Origin of the sequence: Ochrobactrum sp. 19YEA23 (assembly GCF_029909865.1) — a bacterium.
Classification (GTDB): Bacteria; Pseudomonadota; Alphaproteobacteria; order Rhizobiales; family Rhizobiaceae; genus Brucella; species Brucella gambitense.
Map to the genome: position 1 here is coordinate 262,120 of NZ_JASAMQ010000005.1, position 12,703 is coordinate 274,822.

The window sequence follows — 12,703 nt, forward strand, 5'->3', positions numbered from 1 at the left end:
CCGGCTTACCGCCAGAATTTCTTGGCATCGAGAACGTCATCAAGCGCTGCTTGGGCTTTATCAATCAGCTGGCTCTTATCCGCATAAAAGATCAGCTTCTGAGTCTCGGGCGTTTCTTCGATGCCATATTTCTTCAGCACGTCGTGGCCTATGGCCAGATCGTTCAGGGCGCCCAACCGGTCTTGCAGGGCCTCCATGGCCTTGTTGAAATTCCTGTAGCGGCGCAGTCCGCGCTTGTCAGTGAAGAGCGGTGCGAAGAATTCCGCAGCATAGCGCAGTTTCTTGGCGTCTTTGCGCGCCTCATGTCTGTGCTCGTCATCAATCCCGGAAAGATCGCGACCATGCTGCTTGAGTTTCTTGCGCATCCGGTCGAGCGCTTTCGCGGCGAAGTCTTCGATGGGCTTTTCGCAGTCCGGATGTTTGGCATAGTCACCGCAAAGCGCCCATTCGTTGAAGTCGAGCATCAGTGTGCGGCTGCGCGCCGACCCCAGTACGTCGACAATCTCATCGTAAGTGCTTTTGCGGGCGGCTTCGAGTTTTTCCCGCAGTTCGCCATCGGTGGCCTTCAACAAAAGCACATCCAGATTGCGAGCTTCGCCAAGTGCATTGGCAAGCCAACCAAACTCGTCCGAAAACCGCTTGGCGTTCTCATCGAGCAGAGGCTTGAATAGCGATAGTGCGGAACGCAAGCGCCGCATGGCAACGCGGGCCTGATGCAGGCTGCCTGCATTGCCCCTTTGCAGCAGCAAGGTCTCGTTCAGCCGGAACTGACGGAAGCAGGACAGCACGATCATCCGGAAGCTCTCGCCAGCATTCAGCCGTTGCTCCAGTTCGATGGCTTCCGCCTTCGCTGCGCTGCGCATCGCCGACAACAGGCGGTAGCCGCGCTCCGATTTGGATTGAACGCCGATCTTCACCGGGACAATGGCATTGACCTTGCGGGCGAGCGCGAACAGTTGTCTCGGCTCTCCGCCCTTCAGTTCAAGCTCGATTTCATGAAATGGCGCCTGTCTGTCGCCTGCGATCACGGTGCCGGAATCGGCTGCCACTTCGATGCTCGTTGTGCTCTCGGTCAGGTTCCAGATGCGGCGATTGGTGACAACTTCAAACTGCACGACGAGATCACGTTCGATCGGACCGAACCGGTTGAGGAGAGGGCTGTTATAATCGAAAACGGGTATGTTCGTCTTGGCGGGGGTTTCCCACTCGGATCTGGCGAAAAGCGATGCATTGGAGCCGGTCGCTTTCACGGTCTGAATGCTCTTGTCGCCGGACCGGCGGATACGCAAGGTGAAGCCATTATCGAAAAGCCGGCAATCGCCGGTGTCGAAATAAACTGAATGCAATTCCAGTGTCGCAGCTGGTTCTCCCAGAAAACTGGACAGAGCGATCTTTTCAAGATCGGCAGGGGAAATTTCGAGCTTCAGTTCGATTTCGGCCAATGGCATACTCCTCGTTGGTGGCCCCGACAACGCCCTCCCGACTAAGTAATCGAATCTTCTGTCAGTCTCATGACGAAGATTACGCGAGATTCACTTAAGTCTCGAGCATCGTGTTCTGTGTATTGGCTTTTATCAGCTTTTTTCGGGCGCACGCGTGGCGGAATCCCGCAGGATCAGCTCGACGGGCCAAAGTTCGTGAATATCGCTGGCGGCATGCCCGTCGAGCATGTTCATCAGAAGGTCGGCGCAGCGCTTGCCAGCCGCCCGCATGGAGGAGCGTGTTGCTGTCAGTGACGGCACCATATTCTCCGCGCTCAGGAACGAGATCACGTCGTCATGAGCGATGACCGAAATGTCCTTGCCTATGGTCAGCCCGAGCGACCGCGCCGCCCGATAGATCCCAAGCGCCGTCATCATAGATCCAGCCACAAAGGCTGTCGGGCGCGGGGTGCGTTCCAGAAGCTTGAGCGCAAGGCGGTAGCCGATCTCGTCGGTGAAATCGCCATGCTCCACCAGTTCTGGATCGAAGGGGATACCCCTGCTTTCCAGCGCCTTGCGATAACCTTCGTCGCGATGGAGTGAGAATGTGAAGCCATAGCGCCCATTGATCATCGCAATGCGACGGTGGCCGAGATCGAGCAGATGGGCCGTCGAGCGGCAGACTGCGCCTTCATTGTCGATGTCGAGCCATGCATGCGGAATGGCGGTTTCCGAACGCCCGTGTACCAGAAACGGCATGCCGAGTTCATGCAGCAGGCGAATGCGCTCATCATTCGGTTTTGGGGAGGATACGATGATCGCATCGACACGGCGGCTGGTGGCGAGACGACGGCAAATCTGAATCTCATCTTCCGAGCCATCGTGAGAAATGGGGCTGACAAGAATGTCGACTTCGTCCTGACCGAGCCGTTCAGCCATGCCGCGCATGAATTCGGCGAAATGAAATTCGCTGTTGCGACCCATCACAACGCCGATGGCGCCGGCGCGCCCGGTTGCCAGCCTGACGGCATTTTCATTGGGGCGGTAACCAAGGCGCACAGCTTCATCCATCACCCGCTTGCGCGTGCTCTCGGCGACTTCAGGATAGCCGCTTAGAGCACGACTGACGGTCGTGGCTGAAAGCCCCAGTTGTTTGGCAAATTCGCGAAGTTTCATTTGGTATGTCGAGTTCAAAGGCAGGCAAGGTGGAGGATTATAGCCGCTTCCTTGCGATTAACAATTGGCTCGCAGCCCGAAGACGGCGTGACTAATTATCATTGTGCAACAAATCCAAACCGCTTTCAAGTTTGTTTCAAAATGAAGCATGGAATCAAGTTTCGGATGGCGGATGCTCGACTTGTCGAAAATGCGCTTATCCGTATATTTCATTGAAATATCTATATCTTTTGAAGAAATTCATCGAAGCGCTCGATCTGTAAGAATCTGTCGCTTGACAGAAATGCGGTCCTCTGCAACTTTTTGTCATCCAAACCGTTTTCGATTTTAATAATCCGCTTACAGAATGGATGGGAGGAGGGAACAATGAAACCATTAAAGGGTGTGCTCGCTGCCTGTTTGGCATTGGGCTTTGCAACGGTCAGTGCGCAGGCTGTCGAGATTTCGATTGCCGCCAATTCGACCGGTAACAACATCAAGTTCTTGCAGGATCAGATCGTCAAGTTCGAGAAAGACACCGGCAATAAGGTCAATATCGTGTCCATGCCGTCGTCCTCGAGCGAGCAGTTCAGCCAGTATCGTCTGTGGCTGGCAGCGGGCAATGCGGATATCGATGTCTATCAGACCGACGTGGTCTGGGCCCCGCAATTGTCTGACCAGTTTGTCGACCTGACCGAGGCTACAAAGGATGTGACGGGCACGCATTTTGCGTCGATCATCGCATCGCAGACCGTCAACGGGAAACTCGTCGCCCTGCCGTTCTACACGGATGCGCCGGCATTGTTCTATCGCAAGGATCTTCTCGAAAAATACAGCAAGCCGGTCCCCAAGACCTGGGATGAAATGACGGCGACCGCCAAGGAAATCATGGACAAGGAACGGGCTGACGGTAAGTCCGATCTTTGGGGCTTTGTCTTTCAGGGTAACGCCTATGAAGGGCTGACCTGCAACGCGCTTGAATGGATCAAGTCGTCGGGCGGTGGCCAGATCGTCGAGGCAGACGGCACGATTTCGATCAACAATGAAAAGGCTGCCGCAGCCATCGACCGCGCCAAGGGCTGGATTGGCTCAATCTCGCCGCAGGGCGCGCTTGCCTATCAGGAAGAGGAATCGCGCGGCGTGTGGCAGACCGGCAATGCCGTCTTCATGCGCAACTGGCCCTATGCCTATGCGCTGGGCAACAGCGCGGATAGCGGGGTGAAGGGCAAGTTCGACGTAGCACCACTGCCCGCCGGTGCCGATGGTGAGGCGCCATCCTCAACACTGGGCGGCTGGAACCTTGCCGTGTCCAAATATTCGACCAAGCAGGATGCAGCCATCGCATTGGTTAAATATCTGGCGTCGCCGGAAGTGCAGAAGGTGCAGGCCGTCGAGATTTCGCGCCTGCCGACCATTGAAGCGCTTTACGATGACAAGGATGTCATCGCTGCGCAGCCTTTCATGGCCAACTGGAAACCGATTTTCCAGAACGCCGTGCCGCGGCCGTCGGCTGCGACAAAGGTGAAATATAATGAAGTGTCGTCAAAATTCTGGACGGCGGTTCACAAGACACTCTCTGGCAACGGAACCGCTGCGGAGAATCTCGAAATGCTTGAGGTCGAACTGACTGAGCTGGAAGGTTCTGGCTGGTAAGGACCGATCAAGCCGCGTTCGGGTTGTCCTCCCAAGCCCCGCCCATCCCCCAAAGTGGGCAACCCGAACGCTTATATTCCTCTGAGCAGGACCAGAGCTGGATCATGACAGAGACTTCTCTCGATAGTGCGGAGGCCGCGCCTCCAAGGGTCCGTGTTCATTCCGATTTGCGCAGTCAGCGCATCCGGTCTGCATGGATTTTTCTCGCCCCCACGCTGTTTGTGCTGGCGCTGGTGGCCGGATGGCCATTGCTCAGAACCATCTATTTCAGTTTCACCAATGCCTCGCTGACCAGTCTCGGCACGGCAGAGTTTGTCGGCTTCAGTAATTATTTCAACTGGATCACACTGAAGAGCGGACGCACGATCTATCGTGGCCTTCTCGCAGACCCCGCATGGTGGGGCGCTGTCTGGAACACGATAAAATTCACGCTGCTTTCGGTCAGTCTGGAAACGGTGTTCGGCTTGATCGTGGCGCTGGTGCTCAACGCCAACTTCCCGGGGCGCGGGCTGGTGCGTGCCGCAATCCTCATCCCATGGGCGATCCCCACCATCGTTTCGGCCAAGATCTGGCACTGGATGCTCAACGACCAGTTCGGTATTCTCAATCACATCCTGCTTAATCTCGGACTTATCAGCCAGAAGATCGCCTGGACTGCCAATCCGGACACGGCGATGATCGCGGTGCTGATTGTCGACGTCTGGAAAACGACGCCCTTCATGGCGCTGCTTATTCTGGCCGGTCTGCAAATGGTGCCAACGGATATTTATGAGGCGGCGAAGATCGACGGCGTGCATCCGCTGAAAGTGTTCTGGCGGGTAACGTTGCCGCTGATACGCCCGGCGCTTATGGTGGCGATTATCTTCCGCATGCTGGATGCGCTGCGCATTTTCGATCTGATCTATGTGCTGACGCCCAACAATGCGCAAACCAAAACCATGTCGGTCTTTGCGCGTGAAAATCTGTTCGATTTCGACAAGTTTGCCTATGGAGCGGCGGCGTCGACAATGCTGTTCCTCATCATCGCAGGCATCACCTTGCTCTACATGTTCTTCGGACGTGTGAACATCACCAGCAGGGGAGAGTAGAGATGCAGTATATAAAGTTAGCTGGCTTCTATCTCCTCGTGGCGATCATCATTCTGGTGGCAGTATTCCCGTTCTATTATGCGATTATCACCAGTGTGAAATCGGGAACGGCGCTGTTTCAGGTCGATTATTGGCCGACCAACTTCTCGATTGAAAACTATACCAGCGTGCTGACACAAGGCAGTTTCCTGCGCAGTCTCGGCAATTCGCTACTAGTGGCAACCGTTGTGGTGGCGATCTCGCTTCTGCTTGCAATAACCGCGGCCTATGCGCTTGCAAGGGTACGCTTCCGGGGCAGGGGTCTGTTGCTGCTCACCATTCTTTCGGTGTCGATGTTCCCGCAGATTGCGGTGTTGGCCGGTCTGTTCGAGCTGATCCGTTTCCTCGGTATTTTTAATACACCGCTGGCGCTGATCTTCTCCTACATGATCTTCACACTGCCTTTCACCGTGTGGGTACTCACCACCTTTATGCGTGATCTGCCGATGGAGATCGAAGAAGCGGCCATTGTCGACGGTGCGTCGCCTTGGGTCATCATAACGCGGGTGTTCATGCCGCTCATGTGGCCCGCGCTGGTGACGACAGGTCTGCTCGCCTTCATCTCCGCATGGAACGAGTTTCTGTTCGCGCTCACTTTCACCTCGTCTGGTGGACAGCGCACCGTGCCGGTGGCAATCGCGCTTCTGTCCGGCAGCAGTCAGTTCGAAATCCCCTGGGGTAACATCATGGCGGCTTCGGTCATCGTCACGGTTCCCCTCGTCATCCTCGTGCTCATCTTCCAGCGGCGGATCGTCTCCGGTCTGACGGCGGGTGGCGTAAAGGGCTAGGAGTAAGGTCATGGCAGAACTTCAATTGCGCGATGTGCGCAAGTCTTTCGGCAACTTCGATGTCATCAAGGGCGTCGATATGGACATCCGCCCCGGCGAGTTCATGGTCTTTGTCGGCCCGTCCGGTTGCGGCAAATCCACCCTGCTGCGCCTGATCGCGGGACTGGAGGAGATTTCATCAGGCAGCCTTGCCATCGATGGAACTGTGGTCAACAGCTTCACCCCGTCGAAGCGCGGTATCGCCATGGTGTTCCAGTCCTATGCGCTTTATCCGCATATGACGGTCTATGAAAACATGGCCTTTGGCATGCAGCTTGCGGGCAAGACCAAGGACGAATGCAAAAGCCGTATTCATAAAGCAGCGGAGATGCTGCAGCTGTCGCCCTATCTGGAGCGCCTGCCGCGCCAGCTTTCCGGCGGTCAGCGCCAGCGCGTGGCCATCGGTCGGGCTATTGTGCGCGACCCGAAGGTTTTCCTGTTCGACGAACCCTTGTCCAACCTCGATGCGGCGCTACGTGTGGCTACAAGGCTTGAGATCGCCAAGCTCCACCAGAGCATGGAAGACACCACCATGATCTATGTGACACATGATCAGGTGGAGGCGATGACGCTGGCGGATCGTATCTGCGTGTTGCGCGATGGGCGCGTGGAGCAGGTCGGCACACCGCTTGAGCTTTACGAAAAGCCCAACTCGCTTTTCGTCGCCGGGTTCATCGGATCGCCGAAGATGAATTTCCTGACCGGCAAACATGCCGAGCCTTTCGGCGCTCACACGGTGGGTTTGCGTTCCGAGCATCTTGCCGTTGTTCCCGAAGGCGGTCACTGGACCGGTCAGGTGATCCACACCGAAATCCTCGGTTCCGATACCTACGTCTATATCGATCTCGGCCTGGAGGAACCGCTGGTGGTCCGCGAAAGCGGCGTCGCGGTGCGCAAATCAGGCGAGACACTCTCGGTTTCCCCGACAGGGGACAATGTTCATCGTTTCGATGAAAAGGGCCGCGCCGTTTGACGTCGACCTCCCAAGCTCAATGACACACGAGACAACCGGGCCGTGATGCCCGCAGCAAGGAGAATATCCGTGCCTATTCGCACAATCGTCTGGGGTGAGAACATCCACGAGCAGATCAATGAAACGGTGCGTTCGGTCTATCCGAATGGCATGCACAACACGATTGCCGATGCGTTGAACGCAGATAGCGGCATTAGTGCCACGACCGCCACCTTGCAGGAGCCGGAGCATGGCTTGCCGGAAGCGCGCTTGGCCGAGACCGACGTTCTGGTCTGGTGGGGGCACAAGGATCATGGCGCCGTCAGCGATGAAGTGGTGGAGCGTGTGGCAAAGCGCGTCTTCGAGGGCATGGGGCTGATCGTGCTCCATTCCGGCCATTTCTCCAAAATCTTCAAGCGTGTCATGGGCACGCCCTGCGCACTTAAATGGCGTGAGGCGGGCGAGCGTGAGCGCGTGTGGGTCGTCAATCGCGGCCATCCCATTGCCCAGGGGCTGGACGAGAATTTCGTGCTTGAAAATGAGGAAATGTATGGCGAACAGTTCTCCGTGCCGGAACCACTGGAAACCGTGTTCATTTCGTGGTTCGCGGGCGGTGAAGTGTTCCGCTCCGGCATGACCTGGCGTCGCGGCGCAGGCAATGTGTTCTATTTCCGCCCCGGCCATGAAACCTACCCGACCTATCACGATGCCAATGTGCAGACCGTTCTGCGCAATTCGGTCAAATGGGCTTATAATCCGCAGCCGGCATGGACAGGCATCCACACCGCGCCGAATGTTCCGGTCGAAAAGGCGCTGGAGCCAATTGTCGAGCGCGGGCCCAAGCTGCACAAGGCCGGTGAAGCCGGTTATCGCTGAGGTGCATGATGCGTCTTCTTATTCTGGGTACTGGCGGCATGGCGAAAAACCATGCCGAAGCCTTCAAGGCGATTGAGGGCGTCGAGGTGGTTGCGGCCTGTGACGTGTCGGCAGAACGTGTCGATGCGTTTTCGGAAAACCACGACATTCATAACCGCTTCACGCGGCTTGAAGATGCGCTGGAATGGGACCGTTTCGATGCGGTCGCCAATGTCACGCCGGACGCCATTCATCACCCGACCACGCTGGCGCTGGTCGGCGCGGGCAAGCATGTCTTTTGCGAGAAGCCGCTGGCGGAAAGCTATGAAAAGGCGGCTGAAATGGCCGATGCCGCAGAGCAGGCCAATGTCGTCAATATGGTCAATCTGACCTATCGCAACGTCGCGCCCTTGCAGAAGGCGCGCGAGATGGTTCTGGCTGGCGAAATCGGGCAGGTCCGCCATTTCGAGGCGTCCTATCTGCAAAGCTGGCTTGTGTCGAAAGCTTGGGGTGACTGGAAGACCGAGAGCAAATGGCTCTGGCGTCTTTCGACCCGCCACGGGTCGAACGGAGTTCTTGGCGATGTCGGCATCCACATTCTCGACTTTGCATCCTATGCCATCGGCAGCGATGTGGAGCGGGCGTCTGCGCGGCTGAAAACCTTCGACAAGGCGGATAACGATCATATTGGCGAATATGTGCTCGACGCGAATGACAGCTTCGTCATGATGGCCGAATATGCCAATGGTGCGCTGGGGGTCATTCATGCCAGCCGCTGGGCGACCGGACATCTGAACGAGTTGCGCCTGCGCATTCATGGCGACAAGGGCGCGCTGGAAGTTCTTCACACGCCGACCGGATCGAGCCTTCGCGGCTCTATCGGCGAGGATATCGAAACGCCGGTCTGGCGCGACATCGATGCCGGTATTGTCGAGACAAACTATCAGCGCTTTGCCCGCGCTGTGGCCGATGGCATTGGGCTCGAACCCAGTTTCCGCCACGCCGCCAATCTGCAACGCGTGCTCGATCATGCCATGGTCGTTGACAAGCCCCTGCCGGAAGTGGTCGCAAGCTAACCAAACGAGCGCCGGTCTGTAGCAACAGATCGGCGTTCGTCTTTGCTGGAATATTCTACCGCAAAGTGCGGGATATTTCCGCCTGCGTTTCCTTCAGCGCTGGCAGATAGCGCGCGATGACGTCGGCCATCGGTTCATCGGTCAAAGCCAGTCCGACATTGAGCGCTGCAACGACTTTCCCGTGGAAATTGGTAAGTGGTACGGCCATGGAGCGCAGGCCGATCTCCACTTCCTGATCGATGCCCGCATAGCCTTGCTCGCGGATGCGGGCTAGCTCTTCCATGATGCGCGTCAGATCGGTTTCCGTTCGCGGAGTGCGGGCGATGCGCTGGCTTGCGTTCAGCGTTGCAAGCGCCTCTTCGTCGGGCAGGGCTGCCAGCAGCACCCGTCCCATCGAGGTGCAATAGGCGGGCAGTCGCGATCCTGGCATTAGCATGACAGACATGACGCGCTGCTGCGCCGCGCGGGCGACATAGACGATTTCCGTCTCATCGAGAATGGAGACAGAGGTGCTCTGGCGGATTTCATCCGACAGACGGTCGAGAAAAGGCTGCACGATACGCGGAAGCGGCATGGAGGCGAGGCATCCGGTGCCAAGCCGCAGAATGCGCGGCGTCACCGTGAAATATTTGCCGTCATAAGCACAATAACCAAGCTCGGCTAATGTCAGCAGGCAGCGGCGCGTCGTGGCGCGGTCATAGCCGGAAAGTTCCGCTGCATCGGAAATGCTGAGGCGTGGGTGATCGAACGTGAAAGCCTCAATCACTTTGAGGCCCTTGGCCAGTCCGCCCATCATGTCGCGATCCTTGATCTGCACGCGGGCAACCTCCGTATTTGTGCGATTATCGAACAAAGTAAGCATAGCGCACAAAATCATTGTGGTCGAGGGGGCGTCGTTTTATTCAATCTGAAGCGCATTTTTGAAGGACGGTTTCCGATTTTCGGCATGCGCACTGCCCGGCCCGACTTTGGCGCTGCGGTCGTCTGAGGAGAAGAATATGGACAAGACAATAGGAAGCCTTGCGGAAGCGGTTGCCGGTATCGGCGATGGCGCGACCGTGATGATCGGCGGGTTTGGTGGATCGGGCGCGCCGATTGAACTCATTCACGCGCTCATCGACAAGGGGTCGAAAAATCTGACGGTCATCAACAACAATGCCGGTAACGGTCGCATCGGCATTGCTGCCATGATCGACGCGGGACTGGTCAGGAAGATGATCTGTTCGTTTCCGCGCTCGTCCGATCCGCGCGCCTTCACCGACAAATATCTGGCCGGAGAAATCGAGCTTGAGCTGGTTCCGCAGGGAACGCTCGCCGAACGTATCCGCGCGGGTGGTGCAGGCATCCCGGCTTTCTATACGCCGACCGCTTATGGTACTGAGCTTGCCGATGGCAAGGTGATCGCCGAATTCGATGGCCGCCCTTATGTGCAGGAGCGCTGGCTCAAGGCGGATTTTGCGCTGATCAAGGCGCATGTGGCCGATATTCACGGCAATCTCAACTACCGTATGGCGGCGCGAAACTTTAACCCGCTGATGTGCATGGCGGCCGCCAAGACCATCGTGCAGGCATCCCAGATCGTGCCGCTTGGCGGCATCGAGCCGGAAAACGTCATCACGCCGGGCATCTTCGTAGACAGCATTGTCGAAGTGGCAAACCCGCAGCAGGAAGAAGAACTCATTCGGGCAGGAGTGGCCTACGTATGACCGTCGATACACGTGAGGACATCAAGCTTTCCAACGCCCAGATTGCCTGGCGCGCGGCGCAGGATATTGCCGACGGCGCTTATGTGAACCTTGGTATTGGTTTTCCAGAAATGGTTGCCCGCTATCAGCCGGAAGGCCGCGAGGCGATCTTCCACACCGAGAACGGCATTCTCGATTTCGGCGAAGCGCCACCGGAAGGTGAGGAAGACTGGGATCTCATCAACGCAGGCAAGAAGGCTGTGACGCTGAAGCCGGGTGCGGCTTTCTTCCATCACGCCGACAGCTTTTCCATGGTGCGCGGTGGCCATCTCGATGTGGCAATCCTCGGCGCCTATCAGGTTGCACAGAATGGCGATCTGGCCAATTGGCGCGTGGGCGCCAAGGGTGTGCCTGCCGTCGGCGGCGCGATGGATCTTGTCCATGGGGCCAAGCAGGTGGTGGTCATAACCGAGCACGTCACCAAGAAGGGCGAACCGAAGCTTGTCGAAAAATGCGCTTTTCCGCTGACCGGCGTTGGCTGCATCACGCGCATCTATACCAGCCATGCGGTGATTGACATCGACAAGGGCCGCTTTGTACTGCGCGAAAAGCTTGCGGCGATGACGCTGGAAGAGCTACAGGCTATGACCGGCGCTAAGCTGCATATCGATGGCCCTGTCGCCGATCTCGTTGTTCCAGAATTGTGAGACCTGTCATGACCGAAGCCTATATTTGCGATTATATCCGTACACCCATCGGTCGTTATGGCGGCGCGCTTTCCGCAGTCCGCGCCGATGATCTTGGCGCTGTGCCACTCAAGGCTCTGATGGAGCGCAACGCTTCCGTCGATTGGGAAGCCGTCGATGACGTCATCTTCGGTTCGGCCAATCAGGCAGGCGAAGACAACCGCAATGTCGCGCGCATGTCGCTGCTGCTGGCTGGTCTGCCGGTCAGCGTTTCTGGCACCACCATCAACCGTCTCTGTGGTTCGGGCATGGATGCGGTTATCGCCGCTGCACGCGCGATCAAGGCAGGCGAAGCGGAACTGATGATTGCGGGTGGCGTGGAAAGCATGAGCCGTGCGCCTTTCGTCATGCCGAAGGCTGACAGCGCCTTTTCGCGCAAGGCCGAAATCTTCGATACCACCATCGGCTGGCGCTTCGTCAATCCGCTGATGAAGAAGCAGTATGGCGTCGATTCCATGCCGGAAACCGGCGAGAACGTTGCCGAAGACTATAAGGTCTCGCGCGCCGATCAGGATGCCTTCGCCGTTCGCAGCCAGAACAAGGCCGCTGAGGCGCAGGCCAACGGACGTCTGGCCAAGGAAATCGTGGCGGTTACCATTCCGCAGCGCAAGGGCGATCCGATCGTCGTGGACAAGGACGAGCATCCGCGTGCCACCAGCATCGAAGCGCTGGCCAAGCTGCCAACCCCTTTTCGCGAAGGCGGCACGGTCACTGCGGGCAATGCATCGGGCGTCAATGACGGCGCTGCCGCGCTGATCGTTGCTTCGGAAGCGGCGGTGAAGAAATATGGCCTTACGCCGATCGCCCGCGTTGTGGGTGGTGCGACGGCTGGCGTGCCGCCGCGTATCATGGGTATTGGCCCGGCACCGGCAACGAAAAAGCTCAGCGCCCGCATCGGCGTTGCGCCTGATGCTTTCGACGTGATCGAGCTGAACGAAGCTTTCGCTTCGCAGGGCCTTGCCGTGTTGCGTGAGCTGGGCATTGCCGATGACGACAGTCGCGTCAATCCGAATGGCGGCGCGATTGCGCTCGGCCATCCGCTCGGTATGTCGGGTGCGCGCATTGCTGGCACGGCGGCGCTGGAACTGTCGTTGAATGGCGGCAAATATGCGCTTGCCACCATGTGCATCGGCGTCGGACAGGGCATTGCCATCGCGCTTGAGCGCGTCTGATCTAACTTCTGCATCTCCAGCGAGGTTGTGAAGC

Annotated in this window: 12 protein-coding genes; 9 read left to right on the plus strand and 3 right to left on the minus strand. The window is 57.6% G+C overall.

The annotated features are described in order from the left end of the window. Positions 1-5: 5 nt before the first annotated feature. A complete protein-coding gene (locus QBD01_RS15115; protein WP_392391417.1) occupies positions 6-1,442 on the minus strand; it encodes a CHAD domain-containing protein in 1,437 nt (478 codons plus the stop codon). A gap of 132 nt (positions 1,443-1,574) precedes the next feature. After that, complete coding sequence (locus QBD01_RS15120) at positions 1,575-2,597, minus strand: substrate-binding domain-containing protein (RefSeq protein WP_280993476.1); 1,023 nt, start codon at positions 2,595-2,597, stop codon at positions 1,575-1,577. A gap of 366 nt (positions 2,598-2,963) precedes the next feature. On the opposite strand from QBD01_RS15120, the gene QBD01_RS15125 reads away from it, so the two are divergent. The 6 genes from QBD01_RS15125 to QBD01_RS15150 all read left to right on the plus strand — a co-directional run bounded on the left by QBD01_RS15125 (position 2,964) and on the right by QBD01_RS15150 (position 9,066). Next, positions 2,964-4,229, plus strand: a complete 1,266-nt coding sequence (locus QBD01_RS15125) for an ABC transporter substrate-binding protein (protein WP_280993477.1) — start codon at positions 2,964-2,966, stop codon at positions 4,227-4,229. 104 nt (positions 4,230-4,333) lie between these two features. Next, positions 4,334-5,317, plus strand: a complete 984-nt coding sequence (locus tag QBD01_RS15130; RefSeq protein ID WP_280993478.1) for a sugar ABC transporter permease — start codon at positions 4,334-4,336, stop codon at positions 5,315-5,317. A 2-nt stretch (positions 5,318-5,319) separates the two neighbouring features. Next, positions 5,320-6,144, plus strand: a complete 825-nt coding sequence (locus QBD01_RS15135; RefSeq protein WP_182521231.1) for a carbohydrate ABC transporter permease — start codon at positions 5,320-5,322, stop codon at positions 6,142-6,144. A 10-nt stretch (positions 6,145-6,154) separates the two neighbouring features. After that, positions 6,155-7,156, plus strand: coding sequence for an ABC transporter ATP-binding protein (locus tag QBD01_RS15140; protein ID WP_280993479.1), 1,002 nt, complete (start codon positions 6,155-6,157; stop codon positions 7,154-7,156). Between the two features lie 69 nt (positions 7,157-7,225). Further along, positions 7,226-8,011, plus strand: coding sequence for a ThuA domain-containing protein (locus QBD01_RS15145; RefSeq protein ID WP_078338302.1), 786 nt, complete (start codon positions 7,226-7,228; stop codon positions 8,009-8,011). Between the two features lie 8 nt (positions 8,012-8,019). Next, positions 8,020-9,066: a Gfo/Idh/MocA family oxidoreductase gene (locus QBD01_RS15150; RefSeq protein ID WP_280993581.1), complete on the plus strand. Its 1,047-nt coding sequence runs from the start codon at positions 8,020-8,022 to the stop codon at positions 9,064-9,066. Between the two features lie 55 nt (positions 9,067-9,121). Here the strand turns inward: QBD01_RS15150 and QBD01_RS15155 are convergent, their stop codons facing one another. Next, positions 9,122-9,883, minus strand: a complete 762-nt coding sequence (locus QBD01_RS15155) for an IclR family transcriptional regulator C-terminal domain-containing protein (RefSeq protein ID WP_280993582.1) — start codon at positions 9,881-9,883, stop codon at positions 9,122-9,124. A gap of 181 nt (positions 9,884-10,064) precedes the next feature. On the opposite strand from QBD01_RS15155, the gene QBD01_RS15160 reads away from it, so the two are divergent. From QBD01_RS15160 to pcaF, 3 genes are read left to right on the plus strand one after another with little or no spacing between them, the layout of a single operon-like run. Beyond that, positions 10,065-10,772, plus strand: a complete 708-nt coding sequence (locus QBD01_RS15160; protein ID WP_182521228.1) for a 3-oxoacid CoA-transferase subunit A — start codon at positions 10,065-10,067, stop codon at positions 10,770-10,772. Then, positions 10,769-11,458, plus strand: a complete 690-nt coding sequence (locus tag QBD01_RS15165; RefSeq protein ID WP_182521227.1) for a CoA transferase subunit B — start codon at positions 10,769-10,771, stop codon at positions 11,456-11,458. Before QBD01_RS15160 ends, QBD01_RS15165 begins: the two co-directional genes overlap by 4 nt. Before the next feature lie 8 nt (positions 11,459-11,466). Continuing rightward, a complete protein-coding gene (pcaF, locus tag QBD01_RS15170; RefSeq protein WP_280993480.1) occupies positions 11,467-12,669 on the plus strand; it encodes a 3-oxoadipyl-CoA thiolase in 1,203 nt (400 codons plus the stop codon). The last annotated feature ends 34 nt before the right edge of the window (positions 12,670-12,703 follow it).

Bases quoted from the DNA above. Each gene is read 5' to 3' on its own strand.
- QBD01_RS15120 (WP_280993476.1), bottom strand. From the start codon at position 2,597: ATGAAACTTCGCGAATTTGCCAAACAACTGGGGCTTTCAGCCACGACC.
- QBD01_RS15125 (WP_280993477.1), top strand. From the start codon at position 2,964: ATGAAACCATTAAAGGGTGTGCTCGCTGCCTGTTTGGCATTGGGCTTT.
- QBD01_RS15130 (WP_280993478.1), top strand. From the start codon at position 4,334: ATGACAGAGACTTCTCTCGATAGTGCGGAGGCCGCGCCTCCAAGGGTC.
- QBD01_RS15135 (WP_182521231.1), top strand. From the start codon at position 5,320: ATGCAGTATATAAAGTTAGCTGGCTTCTATCTCCTCGTGGCGATCATC.
- QBD01_RS15140 (WP_280993479.1), top strand. From the start codon at position 6,155: ATGGCAGAACTTCAATTGCGCGATGTGCGCAAGTCTTTCGGCAACTTC.
- QBD01_RS15150 (WP_280993581.1), top strand. From the start codon at position 8,020: ATGCGTCTTCTTATTCTGGGTACTGGCGGCATGGCGAAAAACCATGCC.
- QBD01_RS15160 (WP_182521228.1), top strand. From the start codon at position 10,065: ATGGACAAGACAATAGGAAGCCTTGCGGAAGCGGTTGCCGGTATCGGC.
- QBD01_RS15165 (WP_182521227.1), top strand. From the start codon at position 10,769: ATGACCGTCGATACACGTGAGGACATCAAGCTTTCCAACGCCCAGATT.
- pcaF (WP_280993480.1), top strand. From the start codon at position 11,467: ATGACCGAAGCCTATATTTGCGATTATATCCGTACACCCATCGGTCGT.